We start from the raw sequence: 20,867 nt of genomic DNA on the forward strand, positions 1-20,867 counted from the left end.
TTTTAGATTTCTGCTTTTAGTGGTAGAAGTTCTTTAAGCATTGCTTCTACTTCTTTGCCAAACTCTTCATTTTGCAAAGCAAACTCTATCGTTGTCTTAATAAAACCTAACTTTTCGCCCACATCATATCGCTTGCCTTCAAAGTCATAAGCATAGACACTTTGTAATTCATTAAGGTTTTGAATAGCATCTGTTAACTGAATTTCGCCACCTGCGCCTATCTGTTGTTTATCCAAGAATTCAAAAATCTCTGGAGTTAAAACATAACGACCCATGATAGCCAAATTAGAAGGGGCAGTACCGGGTTCCGGTTTTTCAACAAAGCGATTTACTTTGTATCTTCTACCTTCATTACCAATTGGATCAATAATGCCATAACGGTGGGTTTCATTATCATCTACAGTTTGGACGCCTATCACAGATGACTGGGTTTCATCATATTGGTCAATTAACTGTTTCAAACCTGGTGTTTCGCTTTGAACAATATCATCTCCCAGCAAGACAGCGAATGGGTCATCACCAATAAATTTACGCGCACACCAGACAGCATGCCCTAACCCTTTTGCATCTTTCTGTCTTATGTAGTGAATATCTACTTGTCCAGGTTGCTTTGTTTTTTCCAACAAGTCAAACTTTTCTTTCTTAATAAGGTTATCTTCTAATTCGAAATTATTATCAAAGTGATCCTCAATTGCACGCTTACCTTTCCCAGTTACGATAAGTATATCTTCAATTCCTGACGCAATTGCTTCTTCCACAATATATTGAATAGTTGGTTTATCGACTATTGGCAACATTTCTTTTGGCATTGCCTTTGTTGCTGGTAGAAATCTGGTACCCAATCCAGCTGCAGGAATAATAGCTTTTTTTACTTTTTTCAAGTTGCTCTCCTCCAGTTAACGATGAATATAAGATCATATAGTACAGGAAATAACTAGTATAAAGTTATAGACTTAACAAAAGCACCTTTTTACTAATTATTTACTTTTATTAGATTAAAATAATAAATTCAAGGATAAATTTTACTAATTCCGCAAAATTACTGTTATACTCGAATCCATAAGAAAAGGATAGAGGTCTGTCCGTTAGGTTTATAGAAGTATGTGGTGTTAAGGTAGGAGCCATATAACACCAGGTGGAAAGTATTAACCTTAAAACAACCCTAGAAATTTTTTCTTTTTAATTCTTTCAGGAACATCCCCAACAACTGTCTCTCCTTCAAGAAGCAATTGAGCGTTTTCCATTAAGAAATAAGTCATTGAATACCCATAGCTTGTTTGTATCTCATTCATAGCATCCTGCATACAGAATCCTCTTGTAGTTGTATTATGTGCATCAGAGGAAATAAAGTGTGTTAGATTAGATTCTATCAATTGATGCGAAAATTTTCGGATTTCCTTCCCAAACTTCCCTACAACACTAGCCGCTGTGATCTGCGTGAGTGTTCCATTATTCACAAACTCATACAGCTGATCAGGGCTTTGTATCAACTCTTTATTTCGTTCAGGATGAACGATGATTGGCTTGTAGCCTTGCACTTGCAAATCAAAAAGTAGTTGTTTGGTATATCGAGGAACATGATTAGAGGGCAGTTCCACGAATAAATAGCCGCTCGTCTGGTTGAGAGGCAACAGATCCCCTTCTTCCAAGAGATTAATCATTTCACCGTTTATCCGTGTTTCCTGTCCGGGGAGTATGGTAAGAGGAATATTTTCAGCTTGTATTCTATCATTTAGCAGGTCAACTTGTTCGATGATTTCTTGTTTATAGTTATCATACTTCCCGTTAAGGTGATGAGGTGTCGCGATAATCGTATGTATTCCTTGAGAGACAGCTTCATTTGCCATATCCAAGCTATCTTCTAGCGTTTTCGCTCCGTCATCAACGCCTGGCAATATGTGACAATGTATATCAATCATTTATCTCATTCCCCTGTTCCTGCCATAATTTTAGGACTTTTTTCTCTTTCATTCGCTTTTCCTATTATAGCAGGCTTTATAGCGAAAAAAAACAGCAAATCCTGTCGTTTTTTGGCATATTGCTAGAATTTTACAATTCCAGTAATTTCAAAAAACGCTTTCATTGCCGCTATATCTAACCTAGTGTAAACATTAGATAAAACCGAATATTTTCTTTTTCTTCACCCGGTTCGGCTCGCGGCTTATAACAGGCTTTCCTTTTATTACATTTTGTGCGTTTTCCTTCAATTCTTCTGTAATATCCTGTCCGTGCCTTTTTCCAATAGCATGATAAGCCTCGGTTAAATAGATTTCTTCTTTAGAGTCTTTATTTCCACTAGAAACAAAATGAACTAAGTTAGCGTCTATTAAGATATCCGTCAGCTTTTGCAGTTTCTTGCCGTTTTTTCCAAGTATACTTTTGGCAGACACTTCTGCCAATGCGCCATTTTTCACAAACTCATATAAAAAGTTAGGGTTATTTTGCAGGAGGGTTGATTTGTCTACTTGTGAAATGATTGGTGTGTTGTTATGGATTTGAATATTGTAAATGAACTGATTGGATTGCTCTGGATCCGCATTTTCCTGCAAGTCTACTAGCAGGTATCCACCAGCTGAACCTAATGAAAACAAGTTTCCCTTTGACACGGTATCGACTAACTTTTCATCGAGGCTTAATATATGACCTTGAATGATTCCCAACTGGATTTTTTCTTGGATAAGACGCTCATTCAATAATAATACCCGTTCCTCGATTTCTTTTTGAAGGCTATTGGTTAACTCCTGGATTCTAGGTGTAGCCATCACTGTATGAATGCCATTTCCTACAGCCCTTTTTGCCATCGATATGCTTTCTTCCATATGCTTTGCTCCATCATCTATCCCAGGCAATATATGACAATGTATATCGATCAATAATTTCACTCCTCAGACATGATAGTAGGTCTTTTTATCGATATGACAAGTATATCAGCATAAATTGGAGTTTTGAATAAGAACTTTTGTCGTATTTTGGAATTTTAGTAGGTTCTATTTCACTCATAATGTTGACTTTGCTTGTAAAAAAACCTCTCCCCACTCGGGAAGAGGTTTCTCTCAATTGGTACCGTAATAATAATAATGACCTTTCTTTTCTTCTCTGTCATTCAAAACTACGCCTAGGAGCTTAGCTTTGGCTGGTGACAATAATTCTTTTGCCTTTTCTGCCGCATCATATTCGGTCTGCTTGCTTCGCACCACAATCAGCGCACCATCGCAAATATTGGCAAGAATTTGGGCGTCTGTAACAGCCAAAACAGGTGGGGTATCAAAGATAATCAGATCATATATCCCTTTTGCCTCGCTGATCATTCTTTCCATTGCTTTCGAACCTAGAAGTTCTGATGGGTTTGGCGGAATCGGGCCACATGACAGCAAGTCAAGGTTTGTAACATCACTTCCAACAACGCTATCTTCCAATGTTTGTTCACCAACCAGGACATTACTGAGTCCACGTCGATTGTCGAGACGGAATGTATAGTGCATGGTAGGCTTTCTCATATCGGCGTCAATTAACAAAACTCGTTTCCCTTGCTGGGCAAACACGATTGCCAAGTTAGCCACTGTCGAGGATTTCCCTTCTGATGGACCAGAAGACGTGACTAACATAGTTTTCAAATCGTCATCTACTGCAGCGAACTGCAAATTCGTCCTGATGGTGCGGTATTGTTCCGAAATCGGGGAACGGGGATTCAGCTTTGTAATCAGGTGTCTTATATTGTTTCTAGACTGTTTTTTTCTTTTGGCCATTTATTTGTCCCCTTCCTCGTGGAGTAGCTGACTTTCCAAAAGCACTTGCCGCCAAATCCTCTTCTGTAATATGGGATATAACGCCAATTACCGGCAGTTCTAATTTCTTTTCGATGTCTGTTTCTGTTTTGATGGTATTGTCCATGTATTCTAGCAAGAATGCGATTCCCACTCCAACCATGGCTCCAAGCACTACTGCAATTGCAATATTCAATAATGGCTTAGGACTAACTGGTGTCGGGTCGGCTGTGACAGTTGCCTGTGAAAGGATATTGACGTTGTTAACATTCATTAAATCGGGTATTTCATCTTGGAATAGCTCTACTGTTGTATTGGCTATATCCACTGCAGTGACATGACTGATGTCAGATGCAGTAACCAATACTACTTGGGAATTCTCTTCACTTGAAACTTGTATCTTTTCGCTTAACTGCTCAGCAGACAAATTGAGATTTAATTCTTCGGCAACGCCGCCTAATATTCTTGGACTCTTTATTATAACGTTGTATGTATTAATCAATTCCACGTTGGAACGTATCTCGTTGATTTCTACACTTTCGGCATCTTGATTGTTTTGATTGACGATAAATTGAGAGCTGGCTTCATAGGTAGGTGTGATAATAAAATAACTGATGATGGCACTAATCAACGCTGCTCCTATTATTAAGGAAATGATCATTAACGCTCTTTTGCGTAAGACCTCAAATATTTCCTTCAGAGATATGGTTTCCTCCATGTCTTTCCCCCCGGGTGTTTATTATACTGACTTTCTCTAATTCATACTTGTCTGTTAACACTTTCGAAATTATAACACAATTTTACAATTGGTGACACAGGTAATTTGTTGGAAAGGGAGAAATATATCGTTTAAACATTACAATTATATTACAAATACCGAGGTTGTTTGTAACATGTGATATAATTATCTGAAATTCTACGAAAAGATACAAAACAGCAATGAATCTAGTAATTTATCACATAAAAAGGGGAATGGTGAATGAAAAAGACAGTACTCTCGATTACTGCCACTGCAGTCATTGCTACATCATATGCCGCAACAGTAGATGCAGCATCCTATACCGTCCAGAGGGGGGATTCGTTATGGACCATCGCCCAGAAAAATAATACGACGGTCGATACGTTGAAGTCTCTGAACAAGTTGAACAACGAAATCATTTTTCCGAACCAGGTACTGAAAGTAGACGGTTCCTCTGATTCAAAACAGAAGGATACATCCGAAAAGAAAGAAACAAGCACTTCCAAATCCGATACATATAAGGTTAAAGCCGGTGATTCTCTCAGCAAGATTGCCGCCAAACATAACATATCTTTAACGAACCTAATGAAGTGGAACAATCTATCCACAACATTGATCTATCCTGGAGATGTTCTTAAAGTCTCCAAGTCTACGAGTTCTGCACCGAAACAGGAAGATCAAAAGAAAAGCTCTTCCAGTTCAAGTTCGGATTCAAGTACTTCTACATATAAAGTAGTTTCCGGTGACTACTTAGGAAAAATTGCTTCGACGTTCGGCACTTCCGTCAGCAATCTAAAAAAATGGAACAATCTTTCCTCTGACATGATTTATGTCGGCCAAACGTTGAAGGTGAATGCCAGCAGTAGCTCGAGTTCTTCTAATGAGAAAAAGGAAACTACCTCTAATTCGAATACAAATTCGAAGGCCACTACATATAAAGTAGTTTCAGGTGATTACCTAGGCAAGATTGCTTCTAAGTTCGGTGTCTCTGTCAGCGATTTAAAGAAATGGAACGGACTTTCTTCCAACCTGATATACGCCGGACAAACATTAAAGGTGAATGCAAACGGAAGTTCCAGCGGTTCTAAAACAGAGACTCCTAATAAAGAGGTCGCATCCCAGGAAGTCGACTATAACCCTACCATCCTGGTAAATGAAGCGAAGAAGTTCCTCGGGCAGAAATACGTCTGGGGCGGATCAAGTCCTGCGACCGGGTTTGACTGCAGCGGTTACATCTATTATTTGTACAACAAAGCGGGTAAAAGCATTGGTAGATTATCAAGTGACGGATACTACAATCGTTCCTATTATGTGAACAATCCACAGGTAGGCGACCTTGTTTTCTTTTCGGGTACATACCGCTCCGGCATCTCTCACTTGGGAATCTATATCGGCAATGACCAATTCATCCATGCAGCGTCAAGCGGGGTACAGATCACAAAGTTAAGCAACAGCTCTTATTGGAGCAAGCGTTTTGAAGGATACAAACGTTTATACTAATCAAGCATCAACCGGTCGGGACAATCTGTCTTGGCCGGTTTTTTCGTTTAGTTGCTGCCAGGCTATTCAGTAACCACCTGCAGTCTGATATAATATGTTAAACGCTTACAAAATTGAATCGGAGGGTTTAATATGCAATCTGGACTTGGATTTCTTAAAATTCCGGAATGGATCGTAAAGTTTGCTTATGTGAACCTGTTATGGGTTTGTTTTTCCCTGCTGGGAGGCATCATTTTCGGTTTATTTCCAGCTACAACAGCTATGTTTGCTGTTGTGCGAAAGTGGCTATTGGGTGAGGCAGATACCCCAGTACTACCCACCTTCTGGCGATTTTACAAACAGGACTTCATCAAGAGCAACCTACTGGGCTTTATCCTTACCGCTGTTGGCTACACATTATATTTAGACTACCAGCTTCTTGACCAGGCCGGCGTCGGCACTTTCCATTGGCTTCACTACTTGCTGTTGATCCTCACTTCCATGTATATCTTAACGCTTTTATATGCTTTTCCGGTTTTCGTCCATTATGAATTAAATGTATTACAAGTATTGAAAACAGCTTTATTCGTGATGATTGTCTCCCCGCTATCAACGATTATGATGATTGCCGGTACGATCATCCTTTATGTTGTCATTCTCAAATTTCCGGGGTTTCTTCCTATTTTCGGAGCGAGTCTTGTTTCCTTTTTGGCCATGTCGTCGGCGTATATATCCTTTCAGAATATTGACCGGAAAAATAAGACCTACAAGACCGCTTCCTGAATGTCCGGATTGACCATAAAGTTGGCTTAATCGGTATCGAGAAAACTTTTGCCGATTAGTACAATAACAGTAATTTACTCCCCCATTGAAGGAGGCATTTCAATTGAAAATAATCATGATTTCACTTGATTCCCTGAGAGCTGACCGGTTAGGGAGCTACGGATATGCTAAACCGACAAGCCCTTATATAGATAAAATTGCTTCTGAAGGCGCATTGTTTGAAAGCGCTTACTCACAAGACATACCTACGGAAGTTGTCCATACTTCGATATTTACCGGGAAAATCGGCCTCCGCACAGGGATTGTTTCCCACGGTTCAACGCTTACCCATCTTCCAAGAACAACCGAGTGGCTGCCGAATATGCTGCGTCAGAGTGGGTTTACCACTGGCGCTGTAGACAATCTCTACCAGTTGAAAGAGTGGTTTGCCAGAGGGTTCCGCTATTACATCAATAGTGTCGGCGATAATCGCTGGATTGATGGCAAAACGGTCAATGAACTGGCCAAGCCGTGGCTTCGTGACCATAAGGATGAGGACTTTTTCTTGTTTCTTCATTATTGGGATCCTCACACCCCTTACCTGCCACCCGATGAATACAAACAATTTTATGAAGGAAGCGGAAATCCGTATGATCCGAACAATAAAAGCATGGACGATGCTTACAATCATTTGGCTTATCCATTTTTCAAACACCATCACTTCGACCTGATCGGCCCTGTGACAGATGCTGAATATGTTAATGCCCTGTATGACGCAGAGGTTCGTTATTTGGATGATAGATTGAAAGAGATCGATAATTATTTAGAAGAACTCGGCATCAAAGAGGATACATTGCTTGTCCTGTTCGGAGACCACGGGGAAAGCTTGACGGAACATGATATTTACTGGGATCATTGCGGCCTGTATGAACAGACGGTCAGGGTTCCGTTGATTTTGCGTTGGCCTGATCAGATTCCGGCCGGAAAACGTGTGAATGGATTTGTTCAGCAAGTCGATTTAATGCCGACGATTCTGGAAGCAATCGAAGCATCTGACGGCAAGAAAATTGCTGTACCAGAGGGAATCGATGGAAAAAGCCTGTGGCCTACTATACATGGTCAGGAAAACGGTACACAGTCAAGAGTGTACTTAAGCGAATGCGCCTGGCAGGCAGCCCGCGGTCTTAGGACTGACCGCTACAAATTCATCCGCAACTATGACAGCGGCCCATTCACCCGTTCACCTAGAGAACTATATGATTTGAAGGCCGACCCGGAAGAAACAAACAATCTAGCTGACACTTCACCCGAGCTGGCTCATCAATTTGAAAACGAGCTGAACGCATGGGTGGATAGTATCTTGCAGGGAAAAGAAGATCCGATGATGCATCAGTTGAAAATGGAAGGCCTGCCTTTCCGCAAGCGGATCGAGAAGATATTGAATGGAGTAGGTCTTACCTGGGATGAGTGGAAGGAGAATCCTTCGAGGGAGAGGCTGGAGTCACTCTTGCTGCAAACATAGTGATGATTAGGGACAGACTGCGCTGCGGTCTGTTTTTTTGTTAATTAAGCTTGCAATAAGTTTTCAGGATTTATCCTATTGGAGTATATTTAGTAGTTAAGGTAGGTGTTAATTTTTGTTTTATAAAGAATTTATTGCGGAGAGTGCGCAAGATAGTAATGGCAAAATCATTCAAAGGATAGCTGTACGTGGGGTTTTATTAAAAGAAAACAAAATCCTCTTAATTCTCTCTAACAAATGTGATTATAAATTGCCTGGAGGAGGAGTTGATGGAGAAGACTCCTATGATGCATTACTTCGCGAAATAAGAGAAGAAACTGGATATATAAATGGAATCGGGAAAGAAAAAATAGGCAGAATAATAGAAAGAAAAAGAGATGAATTCGATCAAACAGCTATGTTTGAAATGGTCTCCGATTATTATTTATGTGATTTAAAGAATGAAAACAAGACTGATCTATACTTAGACGATTATGAGGCTTCGCAGGGATTTCAGCCTCACTGGGTTTCTATAGATAAAGCTATAAAACAAAATGAAAAGATTTTAAGCCGGCCCGGCCATAATGAATGGCTAGTCCGGGAAACCTATGCATTAAGAAAAATAAAGGGATTAATTAATAATTAGAAGCTTTTTTAAATCAAAAGTTTTATAAACCACCGACATATCCAGCCGAATTCATACGAATATCCTATATCACTTGCATAATAGCTACATTAAAAAGGGAAAACTATCCACATATGCAAATGAAACAGGTGATTAGATGAAAAAGATTAAACACTGGATTGATTGCCGTATCTTTAAGAAGCACCGATACAATTATTATACAGGCAAGTGCATTATTTGCGGAAAGCAGAAGATGGATGAATAATGCTTTGGCAACCCGCTGCACTTAAAAACCGGACCCACCCAGGGTCCGGCCTCCTCTATTTAACAGTCTTCTTCTTATCATCCGCCTGCAAACCTCTCGCATTCGTAATAGATCCCAAATAAAGCGTATCATACGCCTGCTGCGAATCCTTCAACGGCTCATCGCCATGCCCATGGTAATCGGTGTTCGTGTAAATCGGGTTCACCCTGCCTGTCTGCTGCTCTCTCTTCGCGATATAATCCTTCATCCGTTTCTGCAGCAAGCTCACGACTTCCGGCTCTTCCTCTGCGACATTATGATTTTCACCTGGATCTTTTACAAGGTTATAAAGCTCGATTTCCGGTTTGAAGTGGAAGTCAGGCTCAAGGGCCTGGATTAGTTTCCACTCAGGTGTGCGCCAGCCGTGCTTGCGCATCCATGTGCACTCGGTAATGTAAAATTCGGAAACCGGTACTGGTGCATCTCCTTTGATCATGTTGACGAGACTGCGCCCTTCGAATTCAAGGTCTGCTTCGATGCCGAGCAGTTCAAGGATGGTCGGTGTGATATCCTGGATCAACGTCGCATCTGAGAATCGTTTTCCTTCCGGCAGCTTCCCTTTATACTTCAAGATAAGCGGGACGACCAGGCAGTTGTCATACATGCCGTGATGGTCGAAGAAGCAGTCGTGCTCATATAAAGTTTCGCCGTGGTCGGAGGTGACAACGATCAATGTTTCTTCTTCAATTCCGAGCTCTTCCACTTGGGCGAAGATGTTTTGGATACAGGCATCCATATAGGCAACAGCGCCTTCGTACTGGGCAATAACGTAATCTTTGTCCGTCACGCCTTCCGGAATCCACGATTTCATGAAGTCGGCGTGCGGCTTGAAGTTATAGACAGGTTCCATCGATTTGTTTTCCGGATCTTTTTCATCACCTGCATAGAACATCCGCTCGAACGGGCGCGGCGGCAGGTACGGGGAATGCGGATCCATATGGCGCAGGAACAGGAAGAATGGTTTGTCGTCCGCTTCCAAGCGCTTCAATTCCGGGATTGCTACATCGTTCAAGTTTTGGGCTTTCGGGCATCTGCCTGTCTCGTCCGGCAGCCATGCTTCGTAATCCAAGTATTTCTGGAAGCCGCGTGACGATGGATTGTTGGAGAAGCCGACACAAGTCGTGTTGTAATCATTTTCCCCCAGTATTTCAGCGAGTGTTTTCATCCCTTCCCCCATCGGGCCTTGATGGCGGAGCGCCACGACATCCGTACCGAAACAGTCACGGCCAGACAGCATCGAGGCATATGCAGGCGTCGTCGGAATGCTTGGGCTGAAATGCTTTTCGAACAATACCCCCTCTTCAGCAAACTTATCGATATGCGGGGTGGTTTGATGGTGATAGCCGTAGCTGCTCATGATGTCCCTTCGCAAACTATCAATCCCGAACAATATCACATTAGGTTTCTTTCCCATCTTCCTTCCTCCTTTAATGTTCTTTTACAAGCAGTCGATCTTCCTGATCCAAATCGCGGAACTTGCCAGGTGAGCAGCCGACTTCCCGCGTGAATAATCTGGTAAAAAAGGCGGGGTCGTCATAGCCTACTTCCATTGCGATCGTCAGGACTTTTTCGTTTGTATCGTTAAACAGCTTCTTGGCATTGGTGATGCGGACATGGTGGACGTATTCGATCACCGTTTTTCCGGTTTCTTCTTTAAAGATGCGGTTCAGGTGCCGGGAGCTGATATTGAACAAATCGGACAAAATGGCGAGCGACAGTTTTTGGTTATAATGGCGTTCGATATAGCCGCAAATCCGCTGGATGAATATTTTCCGTTCCTGCTTGCGGCGCTTGGCCTGGCACGGGAATACAGCCTGTTCCCCGTAATACCTGGATAACTGCAGAAGGAGCTGAACCAGCTTCAAGCGGATCAAAGTCATGTAATCACTGCGCCGTTCATCGAACTCTTCGATGATCCCTTCAAACGAGGTGAGGACAGTCATCGCATCTTCCCCGCGCAAATTGAGACAGTGATGGAACCGGTCGTTCGTCGTAAGGAAAGGATGGACATAAAAATAGTCCATCGATTCCGAGATTCCGAGACCTCTCAGCCAGCCCTCGTCGAACAGGGTCGGCATAAACAGGCAGTTGATGATCTCGAACCTGCCGCCTGGTTCAATCCGGTACGTATGAACTTCGCCTGGATTGATGATGAACACATCGCCCGCAGATATCTCGTAGCCTTCCCCTTCAAAAACGTGTTCCGCTTTTCCCTCTAGGACATAGACCAATTCGATAAAATCATGGCCGTGAACCGGCGGTAAGTTTCGCTGTGTATGAATTTTGCGGTTTATACAGAAAGGGAATTTCTTCTCGCTCATAAACTCGCTGCTTCTTAACTTCATGGAACCTCCGCCCTTCCTTTTCTTCTGAGCTTTCTACACTTCCAAAGAATATGGAATCGTGGTGAACAAAGCCAAAGCTTCCTGGGAAGTGTCCAGTCTGCTGTGCTGGACGACGACAGGGACACTGCTGTCGACCTTGATTGCATAGGGAACTCCCCGTGGCACCTCCTCGCCTGTCTTGTCAGTGATTTTATCAAGGCGAATGTGATGGGTCCTTCTTGCCCCGCAGCTTGAGACGAATTGGTCCATCGGCTCCCGGTCTTCAAAGTAGAAAGTAAGCTTGATGTCCGCCGCTTCTTCGGTCAGATTCAGGACACAGACCGCTTCATGACTGACTTGATCGCCGAGGCTTTTAGGCTGTAGGAAACCATCCGGGATGATCCAATTCTTCTTCCCGGTCATAAGACAATTTCCTTGCTGACCGCTGGAACATCAATGACAGCTCCATTTTCCTGTTGGGAACGGATGGCTGCTTCGATAACTTCCTGGCCGGCCAGGGCGTCTGCTCCGGAGGCTTCCATCTCGCTTGGTGCCACTCCGTCTTTTACTTGTTTAATAAAGTGATCGATCCTGTTTTTGAACGTTTCCTGGAAGCTGCCGACACCGGTCATGATCGAATTGCGCAGCACAACCAGTTCGTCGCTTTCATGCGGATAGAAGGTGAAATTTTCATAGACATTGTCGATCGTGAAGCGGCCTTTATCACCCGCGACCTCGCAATATTCGATCGGGTGGCGTCCGGCCATGTCATAGCTTCCGGTCAAATGGCCGACAGCACCGGAGGCAAATTCCAAGTTAATGGAAGCAGTTGACCAGATCTCCCTTCCCGGCGCTTTCGTCATAAACGCCTGGACACGCTTGATATCGCCGGCAAAATAACGTAGCACATCGACCGAATGCGGATGCAAGGCCCGGAGGTGGAACCATGGGCTCGTTTCATTCGGATTTTGGATGGTGAGTTTCATATTCAAAAACAGCAGGGATCCCAAATCGCCTTTTTGGATAAGCTCCTTGCCTTTGTAGGCTGCCGGGACGAACCGGTGATTCAAGTTGCTGACAAGGCGGACGTTGCGCTCTGCTGCCAGCCGGACCATTTCCCGTGCTTGTTCGATATTGTTGGAGATCGGTTTTTCGACGAGTACATCCTTTCCGGCTTCGATGGCGATGACAGCCGGGTCGAAGTGGTCGCCGCCGTTTTCTTTTCCGGCAGTGGCGATGCTGACCACATCGATTTCTTCTTTTTGCAGCATGACTTCCATATCGGTATAAGCTCTCGGACCGTATAAATCGGCCATCGCCTGTGCGCGCTCTTCGATCAAATCACATACTGCCACCAGCTCAGCATCCGGGTTTTGACTGTAATACCGGCAGTGGATTTTCCCAATGTTCCCAACCCCTACGACTGCAACTTTTACCATTGAACTTGCTCCTTTCTTTCATTGGCTTCCTGGAATAAACGGCTCAAATAGCCATGGCTTTCGGCAGCAATCGCTGTCACCTTTGGCAGCGGATAGCTACCGGCACCGATGATTTCCAGCACGGTCGCACCCTGATAACCGGTTTCGACCATTTTGTTGACAACGTCTTTCAACGGTACGGTGCCTCTTCCGGCAATCTGGTATTCTGGTGCAGCTATTTTCAACTGTTCGATGAATGTATCGCGGATGTGGGTATGAATGATATGGTCCTGTAATGCCTCGATTGCCCGGACCGGATCATCGCCCACACGGCTGACGTGGGTGGCGTCAAAGTTCAATCCCAATGCCGGATGGGTAACTTCTTGCACGAGCCGCTTGGCGGTTGCAGTATTGTATATGCTTTGGCCGTAATGGAGTTTCAGTGCATATTTAATGCCGACATCCCCTGCTGCCTGGGCCAGCTCTTCAATCGCAAGGATGGAAGCTTCCGTTTTCTCCTCGTTGTCCGACTCGCCGGCACTGCCGGATGTCACCATCGGGATGCCAAGCTTGGCTGCCCGCTCAAAGACCCGTTTCGTCCGCTCCCGATTTTCCGGGACCAAAATGTCTGTTGCCGCTTCGACACAATAAAATTCAAGTCCTGCCTCTTCCACCGATTTCCGGATGTCCGCCAATTCTTCATCGCTTGCCGTATCGCTTAAATGGACGGCCATGTTTTCGATCGAGGCCAGCTCGATCCCCTGGTAACCGGAAAACTTGATATATTCCACAGCTGTCGCCAAGTCATATCCCCCGAATAAAACCGAATTCACTCCTAATTTCAATCCAATCTCCTCCTCGTTTTGGTAGCTCCGAATATTTGTTAAGCGCTTACAATTTTGGGATTATTATAGCGCGATGGACTTTACATTCCCTCCCTCTGGTTATTTTTGTTTAGCATAGCATGTTCACGCAGCCGCCTTCATTGTCCATTGAGCCCACTGCATAGCCAATTGGGACAAAAATGTGTGCAGACACCCGAAAAGCAGCAAAGGGAACACAGCATAAAGCTTTTTCCCGTTCCCTCGCTTTTCCTGGTTATTATCCTTTCACCGCGCCGGCTGTCATTCCTGCAACAATCTTTTTGTTGAAGAAAATGAACAAAATGAGCGGCGGGATCGAAATCATGATCACATCGGCAAACAACAGATGATAAGAAGTCCCGTACAGGCCGGTGAAGTTGTAAAGCGTCAATTGCACGGTAGCGTTGTCTGCTCCCGGGAAGAAATAAAGCATGTTTTCGAAATCGTTGTAAATCTGGATCGACGACAGCACGATAACGGTCGATGTCACAGGTTTCAACAACGGAAAAATAATCCGGAAAAACAAACTGAACGGGCCGCAACCATCGATAAGGGCCGCTTCGTCCAACTCCTTCGGTATCGTGGCCACAAAGGCTGTGTACAGTAGCGCCGCAAATGAGAAATGCAAAGCAGATTCAAGAAAAATGATGCCGGGCATTGTTTTGAACACACCGATTGTTTGCAAAACCCAGATCGTCGGTACGATGGAAGGCGGAATCATCAGTCCGGCCAGAATGACATAGTTCAGTTTCTTGGATAGTCCCTGCCGGCGCTGCAAGACGAATCCAGCCATCGAACAGATGATAATCAGGGTGATAATGGCTCCAACCGTAATGATCGTACTGTTGATAAACGCCCGGATGACCACCCCGTCATTCAAGGTCAGCACTTCCCGGTAATTTTCGATTGCCTGGAAGGTGCTCGGCCATGAGATATTCATCGCTGCAGCTTCCCCGCTCGTTTTGAAGGAGTTGACAATGACGAAGTAAAACGGGATGCCGAAGAACAGGATGGCGGCCAGTACGGCACCTATTTCAGTCGCAAGCAGTCCGGGATTTTTCTTTTTCTTCTTTTTGTTTGTTTGCGGTTTTGCTTCGCTTTCCGGTTTAGCCGGGTACACTTGGGAATCTTTCAGGGCATTGCTTCCTTCGTTTTTCAAACTCATAGGTCCACCTCTTTCCTGTTAAGCAGTTTGAAGATCGGAAAGGCAATTAGTCCGACAAACAAGAACAACAAAACGTTTCCTGCTGTAGCCAGTCCATAAAAACCGCCCGCATATTGTTTGTAAACAATCGATGCCAGCAAGTCTGTACTGAAACCTGGACCCCCTCCAGTCATCGCCCATACCAAATCAAATGTCCTGAGGCCGCCGATCAAGGCAAGGATGATGACCGTGTTCAATGCCGGACGGGAAAGCGGCAGGGTCACATGCCAAAAGCCTTGAAAAGCATTTCCGCCGTCGATTTTGAGTGCTTCATAATAGTGGCCCGGAATCGCCATGATTCCGGCGATAAAGATGACAGTCGCGATTCCGACGCCTTTCCAAATATCTGTCATGGCGACGGACAAAAGGGCGATGCTTGAGTCACCTAGCCAGTTCGGCCCGGTGATGCCGATTTTGGCCAATGCCGTGTTGATCAATCCTGTTGTCGGGTGCATCATCGTTTTGAAGGTGACACCGACAGCAATCGTACTGAGCAGAACAGGAAAAAAGACGACCGACCGGAGGAAATTTTTATTCCGGATTTTGGAACAGAGAAAGACGGCCAAGAGCAGGCCGATAACCACCTTACCGCCCATTGTCGTGAAAGCGAAAATCAATGTATTGCGAAACCCGATCCGTAACGAAGGTTCCTGGAAGAATTGGATGAAGTTATCAAACCCGATGAACTCCCAGTCATCCAGCGTCCACCAAGTCATACTGTAGAAGAAAGACATCGCTGTCGGCACAAGGAAAAAGACAGAATAGATAATACCGGCTGGCAGCAAAAAGTAAAGAGGATACATTTTTCTCGAATTGATCATCGGCTACGCTCCTTTATGAAGAAGAACCCTGTATCCGTTCTATACAGAGTTCTTCTCTTTTTTTAGTCGGATTACCAGTCGAGGCCGAGCTGTTTCGCCTGCTTCTCGACATCTTCATCGTACATTTTGGCGGCTTCATCGGCTTTCATCGTACCGCTTCCGATCGATGTACAAATTTGCGGAAGGTTCGGCCCTTTGATTGGCGATACGAATTCCAATGCCGGTGCCACGTTGCCTTCTTCAAAGTATGCAGCCATTTCTTTTACCGCCGGATAAGAATCTTCCGGTAGTTCCACACCTTCCAGAACGAATGGCCCGATCGCTTTTTCTTCAGCCGTATAAAGTTCGATCGCTTCATCAGAAATGAAGTACTCCAACCACTTTTTAGCCGCGTCGACATTTTCACTTTCTTTGTTGATCATGATCGCATCGGGCATCCATGCAGTCAGACCGTTCGTGTCTGGAGAATCGCTCGGCTGCGGGAATACACCGATATCATTGACCAGCTCCCCATGATTCTCCGCTATGACTGGAAGGACTTGTGTTAGCATCGGGTAATGGACACCTGTTCCTTCGGCAAGCATCTTCATGCCCTGGTCATAGGAAGCTACATTATAATCTTCATTCATAAAACCTCTTTCACTAAGCTCCTGGATTCTTTCAAACCCTCTCAAAGCCTCTGGAGTGGTAGCATATTTTGCTTCACCTGCCGTATATTCTTCAGCAAATGTCGGCACCTCTGCCTGGACATTATAGAAATCAGCCAGGATCGGCAGCTGGGAGGTCCAAGCTTCCCCGTATGTGGTGATGACCGCCGTTTTGCCGGCTTCTTTGATTTTTTCATTGTTGGCCATCAGTTCATCCCATGTCTTCGGAACCGAAAGACCCAGCTCTTCGTACACTTTCGTGTTGTAAAGCCATCCGCCTACCTGGCTGGATTTTGCCGGGATTCCGAATACTTGTCCATCCTTACTGACAACATCGATATAGGTATCCATCACTTTCTCCATATATGGCTCATCTTTCAGATCGACAAAGTGTTTGCCAGGGTCAAGCGCCATCAACAAGGAGCCTGAGTTAAACTGGACAAGGTCGGCCATATCGCCGGTGGCAAGCCTGGTTTTGACGATGTTTTCTCCTTCTGGCCCGCCTGGTCTCTTTTCCACTTTTGTCTTGATGCCCAAATCCTTTTCGATCGCATCGACAACCGCTCTGAATCCGGCAGTGTCAGCTGTTTCGGAAATAAGCATCGTCAATGTCTCCGAGTCGTCTCCACCTGTTTCAGCCCCGCTCTCTTCTGAACCGCTGCAGCCCGCCAACACTAATACAAGTGCAAAAATGCCTGTCAACAGCCCAAACAACTTCCTTTTCACCATTCTTCTCAACCCCTTTGTTTTTTCCTTCCCATAATATGACAGCGCTTTCATATTACCTTTTTAAAAAAGGATCATTCCCTCCGTCTTCCTGTCGGGTGGCATGTCCTGATACGACATAGGCACTCTCCAAATAGCTATCCGCTCTGTTTGATATGTGGATAGTATAGTATGAACATGCCTCTCTATCAATCTGTTTTCATTTACAAAAAAGAACAGGAACCGCTCTTATAGTACGGCAGCTTTCACAATCTGCGGTACTTCGACAACTGCCCCGCCATTCTTCCACGATGACACCGCCGCTTCGATTACCTCCTGGCATGCCAGTGCATCACGACCAGATGCGTCAATATTTTGAGGTGGCACTCCCGTTTTGATTTGGTCGATGAAATGGTCGAAACGATTCGTGAATGTCTCATGGAATGTGCCGACACCGGTCATGATGGAGTTTCGCATCACCTTCAATTCATCGCTGCCATGCGGATAAAGGTGGACATTTTCGTAGACGTTGTCGATCGTCAACCTCCCTTTTGTTCCTGCCGCTTCGCAAAACTCGATCGGATGCCTTCTCGACATATCGTAGCTGCCAGTCAAATGCCCGACCGCTCCGGAAGCGAATTCGATATTGATGGAGGCGGTAGACCAGGAACTTCTTTCAGGCGCTTTGGTCATGAACGACTGGACACGGTTGATATCGCCCGCTAAATAGCGCATCACATCCACCGAATGAGGATGCAGGGCACGAAGGTGGAACCACGGCGTGATATCCTTCGGGTTCTGAATGGTAAGCTTCATGTTCAGGAACAACAAATCCCCCAATTCACCATCGGCTATCCATTGTTTCGCTTTGAAAGCTGCAGGTACGAAGCGATGATTCAGGTTGCAGGCAAGCCGGACATTTTTTTCGGCGGCAAACCGGACCATTTCCCTTGCCTCTTCGATGTTGTTAGATATCGGCTTTTCGACAAGAACATCTTTGCCCGCCTCGATGACCGTCATGACCGGATCAAAATGATGGCTGCCATTTTCTTCACCGGCTGTCGCCACGCTAACCACATCCACTTCTTCCTGTTCGAGAAGGACTTTTAAATCTGTATAGGCATTGCTTCTGAACCTTGTTGCAGCAGCTTCGGCCCTGTCCTTCTCCAAATCACAGACAGCTGTAAGTTCCGTGTCCGGATTCTCATCATAATACCGGCAGTGAATCGTACCGATTTTGTTGACGCCAACTACAGCCACTTTCAGCATCTGACCCCTCCCATACTCGTTATTCTGTGCAAGCCTTTGTTTACTGCTTTCATACTAAAACACTTTATGAATTCTCTCATAGTCAATCAGGACACACATCGTCCTTTTCGAAAAAAAGCGGACTGAATCAGCCATCCGCCGCTCGGAATTGTGCATTTTTGAACATATTTACCTGCTGTTTTTTCCCGAAGAAATTCTGATACTGTGTTTGCACTATCAGCTGTTAGCAATTTTGACGTTATGGAAAATTTAGGCAGTTAAGCTATTAACGGGCGTTTTCAAGGAAGAAAGCAGGTTAGCGACAGACCTCAACAGGGTAAAATCAAGGTAAATCTGCAAAAAAAAATTGTCCTGAATGACCATGATTTTTTCGGACCCAGGATAACGGCATGTTATAGAGATGGAGCATAGGCAGAAAGGCTCCTTTGCCGTTTGGGGCTTTTGCACGATTGGAAGAGTTGGTACACATTTACTGTAGAAATACGGTCATGTGTGTTATATCATGGGTTAATGAAAGTGCTTACAAATATATTTTTTCTTCTTAATTGAAAACGTTAACAACCAAGAAAGGGGAGTTAATAATGATTACATTCCTAGTATCAATCGTTCTATTGATCATCGGTTATCTCACTTACGGAAAATTCGTCGAAAAGGTGTTTGGTGTCAATCACGGCCGGCCGACACCCTCCCACTCCATGAACGACGGTGTCGACTATGTGCCGATGGACACGAAACGAAACTCTTTGATTCAGTTACTCAACATTGCAGGGGTAGGACCGATTTTCGGCCCGATACTCGGCGCTTTATACGGACCTGTCGCCTTTCTCTGGATAGTATTCGGCGCCATATTCGCCGGTGCGGTCCATGATTATTTGACCGGCATGATTTCAATCCGAAACAAAGGTGCGCAAATCCCTGAACTTGCCGGCAAGTTTTTGGGCCAACCTTTGAAACATGTTGTCAATGCTTTTGCTGTTCTATTACTGTTACTTGTCGGGACCGTGTTTGTCACCGCCCCGGCCACATTGCTGCATGGTTTGGCTGAAAGCTGGACTACTGTAGGAGCTATTTTAGCTATTATCTTTGCCTATTATATTTTGTCTACATTACTGCCGATCGATAAAATCATCGGAAAGATTTATCCCTTCTTGGGAGGATTGCTGTTATTAAGCGCTGTCGGAATCGGTGGTGGCCTTGTTCTGGGAGGCAAACCAATCCCGGAACTTTCATTCGCCAACATGCACCCTGACAACCTGCCGATTTTCCCGCTGCTGTTCTTGACGATTTCCTGCGGAGCATTGTCCGGATTCCACGCCACCCAAAGCACGGTCATTTCCAGGACATTGAACAAAGAAGCAAACGGCCGAAAAGTATTTTACGGCATGATGATTGCCGAAGCGATCATCGCCATGATCTGGGCAGCTGCAGCGATGAGCATGTTCAACGGCAACAATCTAAACGAATTAATCGCCTCCGGCGGACCGGCTGCCGTTGTAAGTGAAGTATCCCTATCCATGTTCGGCGCAATTGGCGGTACCATCGCGGTGCTCGGCGTCATCGTCCTCCCGATCACATCCGGAGACACATCCTTCCGTGCCGCACGGATGATCATCGCCGATTATATAAACCTTAAGCAGAAAAAGCTGCTCAACAGAGTGGTGATTGCCGCACCATTGTTTGTGATTGCATTTATCTTGACCAGAATAGATTTTGAAATCTTGTGGAGATATTTCTCCTGGGCAAACCAGTCCACCGCCATGCTGGCATTATGGATCGGTTCGATGTATCTCATCGTAAACCGTAAACCACACTGGATCGCCACCATCCCGGCCATCTTCATGACCGCGGTGACGATCACTTATATTCTTAATGCCGAAATCGGTTTCGGCCTGTCGAGGCAGGCATCGGTTACCGGCGGTGTAGCAGCGACGATTGTAGTGATTATCCTGTTCGCCATGAAGGCGAAGAGTAACTTGGCAGTGCCGCTGGTTTCCGATGTGGAAGTGGATGATGAGAAAACTGCATAGTAGTTTGGGCTGCCGAGGGTATCGGCAGCTTTTTTTGTTGGTGCAGCGGTGCGTGGAGGTGTTGGTGCGTGAGGGGGTGGGCCTGGGCCGGTTCGGGGAGATTATCTCGGCTTTTGGGGAGATTATAGCAGGAGACGGGGAGATTAATGACTTAGTTGGGGAGAATATGACTGAAATCGGGGAAATTAACAGGGGTTTGGAACGTTTAGTTGGCTCTTGGGGAAATTAACTAGTATTTTTACAGCAAAGGCACACCAATTTATTACTGCAAGCAGCACTCGGACGGTGCGTGGGCTGGTTGGGGAGATTTTTTGCACTTTCCGGGCGATTATCTCAACTGTCGGGGAGATTAGCTTCGTAATCGGGGAGAATACCTGCAAAAATGGGGAGATTAACAGGGGTTTGGAACGTTTAT

General features: G+C 44.9%; 20 protein-coding genes. 6 read left to right on the forward strand and 14 right to left on the reverse strand.

Annotation, left to right across the window (positions count from 1 at the left end):
* Positions 1-2: 2 nt before the first annotated feature.
* From galU to CZ434_RS11925, 5 genes are all read right to left on the reverse strand, one after another.
* Positions 3-881, reverse strand: a complete 879-nt coding sequence (gene galU, locus CZ434_RS11905) for a UTP--glucose-1-phosphate uridylyltransferase GalU (RefSeq protein ID WP_077623344.1) — start codon at positions 879-881, stop codon at positions 3-5.
* A gap of 270 nt (positions 882-1,151) precedes the next feature.
* Positions 1,152-1,919, reverse strand: coding sequence for a tyrosine-protein phosphatase (locus CZ434_RS11910; RefSeq protein ID WP_077623345.1), 768 nt, complete (start codon positions 1,917-1,919; stop codon positions 1,152-1,154).
* Positions 1,920-2,111: 192 nt separating this feature from the next.
* On the reverse strand, positions 2,112-2,873 hold the full coding sequence (locus CZ434_RS11915; protein ID WP_077623346.1) for a tyrosine-protein phosphatase: 762 nt from the start codon (positions 2,871-2,873) through the stop codon (positions 2,112-2,114).
* A gap of 180 nt (positions 2,874-3,053) precedes the next feature.
* A complete protein-coding gene (locus tag CZ434_RS11920) occupies positions 3,054-3,746 on the reverse strand; it encodes a CpsD/CapB family tyrosine-protein kinase (RefSeq protein ID WP_077623347.1) in 693 nt (230 codons plus the stop codon).
* A complete protein-coding gene (locus CZ434_RS11925) occupies positions 3,721-4,482 on the reverse strand; it encodes a YveK family protein (protein WP_077623348.1) in 762 nt (253 codons plus the stop codon). Before CZ434_RS11925 ends, CZ434_RS11920 begins: the two co-directional genes overlap by 26 nt.
* A 261-nt stretch (positions 4,483-4,743) precedes the next feature.
* On the opposite strand from CZ434_RS11925, the gene CZ434_RS11930 reads away from it, so the two are divergent.
* The 4 genes from CZ434_RS11930 (at position 4,744) to CZ434_RS11945 (ending at position 8,891) form a co-directional block, all read left to right on the forward strand.
* Complete coding sequence (locus CZ434_RS11930) at positions 4,744-6,003, forward strand: C40 family peptidase (protein WP_077623349.1); 1,260 nt, start codon at positions 4,744-4,746, stop codon at positions 6,001-6,003.
* A gap of 132 nt (positions 6,004-6,135) precedes the next feature.
* Positions 6,136-6,765 carry a YesL family protein gene (locus CZ434_RS11935; protein WP_077623350.1) on the forward strand — a complete coding sequence of 210 codons (630 nt, stop codon included), beginning with the start codon at positions 6,136-6,138 and terminating at the stop codon, positions 6,763-6,765.
* Positions 6,766-6,868: 103 nt separating this feature from the next.
* Positions 6,869-8,266, forward strand: a complete 1,398-nt coding sequence (locus CZ434_RS11940) for a sulfatase family protein (protein WP_077623351.1) — start codon at positions 6,869-6,871, stop codon at positions 8,264-8,266.
* Positions 8,267-8,381: 115 nt separating this feature from the next.
* The gene (locus tag CZ434_RS11945) at positions 8,382-8,891 is read left to right on the forward strand and encodes an NUDIX domain-containing protein (RefSeq protein WP_077623352.1); all 510 of its coding nucleotides are present in this window, start codon (positions 8,382-8,384) and stop codon (positions 8,889-8,891) included.
* Positions 8,892-9,190: 299 nt separating this feature from the next.
* On the opposite strand, the gene CZ434_RS11950 is transcribed toward CZ434_RS11945, so the two are convergent.
* From CZ434_RS11950 to CZ434_RS11990, 9 genes are all read right to left on the reverse strand, one after another.
* On the reverse strand, positions 9,191-10,588 hold the full coding sequence (locus CZ434_RS11950; RefSeq protein ID WP_077623353.1) for a sulfatase family protein: 1,398 nt from the start codon (positions 10,586-10,588) through the stop codon (positions 9,191-9,193).
* Positions 10,589-10,601: 13 nt separating this feature from the next.
* Entirely contained in the window at positions 10,602-11,519 is a 918-nt protein-coding gene (locus CZ434_RS11955) for an AraC family transcriptional regulator (RefSeq protein ID WP_077623354.1), read from the reverse strand.
* A gap of 33 nt (positions 11,520-11,552) precedes the next feature.
* Complete coding sequence (locus tag CZ434_RS11960; RefSeq protein ID WP_077623355.1) at positions 11,553-11,921, reverse strand: sensory rhodopsin transducer; 369 nt, start codon at positions 11,919-11,921, stop codon at positions 11,553-11,555.
* Positions 11,918-12,937 (reverse strand): Gfo/Idh/MocA family protein, encoded by a 1,020-nt coding sequence (locus CZ434_RS11965; RefSeq protein ID WP_077623356.1) that lies wholly within the window; start codon positions 12,935-12,937, stop codon positions 11,918-11,920. Before CZ434_RS11965 ends, CZ434_RS11960 begins: the two co-directional genes overlap by 4 nt.
* Positions 12,931-13,761, reverse strand: a complete 831-nt coding sequence (locus CZ434_RS11970; protein WP_095742919.1) for a sugar phosphate isomerase/epimerase family protein — start codon at positions 13,759-13,761, stop codon at positions 12,931-12,933. Before CZ434_RS11970 ends, CZ434_RS11965 begins: the two co-directional genes overlap by 7 nt.
* 256 nt (positions 13,762-14,017) lie before the next feature.
* A complete protein-coding gene (locus tag CZ434_RS11975; RefSeq protein WP_077623357.1) occupies positions 14,018-14,944 on the reverse strand; it encodes a carbohydrate ABC transporter permease in 927 nt (308 codons plus the stop codon).
* Positions 14,941-15,804 (reverse strand): carbohydrate ABC transporter permease, encoded by an 864-nt coding sequence (locus CZ434_RS11980; protein ID WP_077623358.1) that lies wholly within the window; start codon positions 15,802-15,804, stop codon positions 14,941-14,943. The genes CZ434_RS11975 and CZ434_RS11980 overlap by 4 nt, the downstream gene beginning before the upstream one ends.
* A 71-nt stretch (positions 15,805-15,875) precedes the next feature.
* Complete coding sequence (locus tag CZ434_RS11985) at positions 15,876-17,180, reverse strand: ABC transporter substrate-binding protein (protein ID WP_077625172.1); 1,305 nt, start codon at positions 17,178-17,180, stop codon at positions 15,876-15,878.
* 225 nt (positions 17,181-17,405) lie between these two features.
* Positions 17,406-18,425, reverse strand: coding sequence for a Gfo/Idh/MocA family protein (locus CZ434_RS11990; protein WP_077623359.1), 1,020 nt, complete (start codon positions 18,423-18,425; stop codon positions 17,406-17,408).
* 581 nt (positions 18,426-19,006) lie between these two features.
* Here CZ434_RS11990 and CZ434_RS11995 point away from each other — a divergent pair.
* Both CZ434_RS11995 and CZ434_RS22175 read left to right on the forward strand, forming a co-directional pair.
* Positions 19,007-20,452 (forward strand): carbon starvation CstA family protein, encoded by a 1,446-nt coding sequence (locus CZ434_RS11995; protein ID WP_077623360.1) that lies wholly within the window; start codon positions 19,007-19,009, stop codon positions 20,450-20,452.
* Between the two features lie 64 nt (positions 20,453-20,516).
* Positions 20,517-20,681, forward strand: coding sequence for a hypothetical protein (locus tag CZ434_RS22175; RefSeq protein ID WP_179107257.1), 165 nt, complete (start codon positions 20,517-20,519; stop codon positions 20,679-20,681).
* The last annotated feature ends 186 nt before the right edge of the window (positions 20,682-20,867 follow it).

This window comes from Sediminibacillus massiliensis, from assembly GCF_900156915.1.
Lineage (GTDB): Bacteria > Bacillota > Bacilli > Bacillales > Amphibacillaceae > Sediminibacillus_A > Sediminibacillus_A massiliensis.

Excerpts from the sequence above, each read along its gene's own strand:
- CZ434_RS11975 (WP_077623357.1), bottom strand. The coding sequence starts at position 14,944 with ATGAGTTTGAAAAACGAAGGAAGCAATGCCCTGAAAGATTCCCAAGTG.
- CZ434_RS11980 (WP_077623358.1), bottom strand. The coding sequence starts at position 15,804 with ATGATCAATTCGAGAAAAATGTATCCTCTTTACTTTTTGCTGCCAGCC.
- CZ434_RS11935 (WP_077623350.1), top strand. The coding sequence starts at position 6,136 with ATGCAATCTGGACTTGGATTTCTTAAAATTCCGGAATGGATCGTAAAG.
- CZ434_RS11955 (WP_077623354.1), bottom strand. The coding sequence starts at position 11,519 with ATGAAGTTAAGAAGCAGCGAGTTTATGAGCGAGAAGAAATTCCCTTTC.
- CZ434_RS11960 (WP_077623355.1), bottom strand. The coding sequence starts at position 11,921 with ATGACCGGGAAGAAGAATTGGATCATCCCGGATGGTTTCCTACAGCCT.
- CZ434_RS11995 (WP_077623360.1), top strand. The coding sequence starts at position 19,007 with ATGATTACATTCCTAGTATCAATCGTTCTATTGATCATCGGTTATCTC.
- CZ434_RS11930 (WP_077623349.1), top strand. The coding sequence starts at position 4,744 with ATGAAAAAGACAGTACTCTCGATTACTGCCACTGCAGTCATTGCTACA.
- CZ434_RS11920 (WP_077623347.1), bottom strand. The coding sequence starts at position 3,746 with ATGGCCAAAAGAAAAAAACAGTCTAGAAACAATATAAGACACCTGATT.
- CZ434_RS11910 (WP_077623345.1), bottom strand. The coding sequence starts at position 1,919 with ATGATTGATATACATTGTCACATATTGCCAGGCGTTGATGACGGAGCG.
- CZ434_RS11990 (WP_077623359.1), bottom strand. The coding sequence starts at position 18,425 with ATGCTGAAAGTGGCTGTAGTTGGCGTCAACAAAATCGGTACGATTCAC.
- CZ434_RS11950 (WP_077623353.1), bottom strand. The coding sequence starts at position 10,588 with ATGGGAAAGAAACCTAATGTGATATTGTTCGGGATTGATAGTTTGCGA.
- CZ434_RS11965 (WP_077623356.1), bottom strand. The coding sequence starts at position 12,937 with ATGGTAAAAGTTGCAGTCGTAGGGGTTGGGAACATTGGGAAAATCCAC.
- CZ434_RS11925 (WP_077623348.1), bottom strand. The coding sequence starts at position 4,482 with ATGGAGGAAACCATATCTCTGAAGGAAATATTTGAGGTCTTACGCAAA.
- CZ434_RS11985 (WP_077625172.1), bottom strand. The coding sequence starts at position 17,180 with ATGGTGAAAAGGAAGTTGTTTGGGCTGTTGACAGGCATTTTTGCACTT.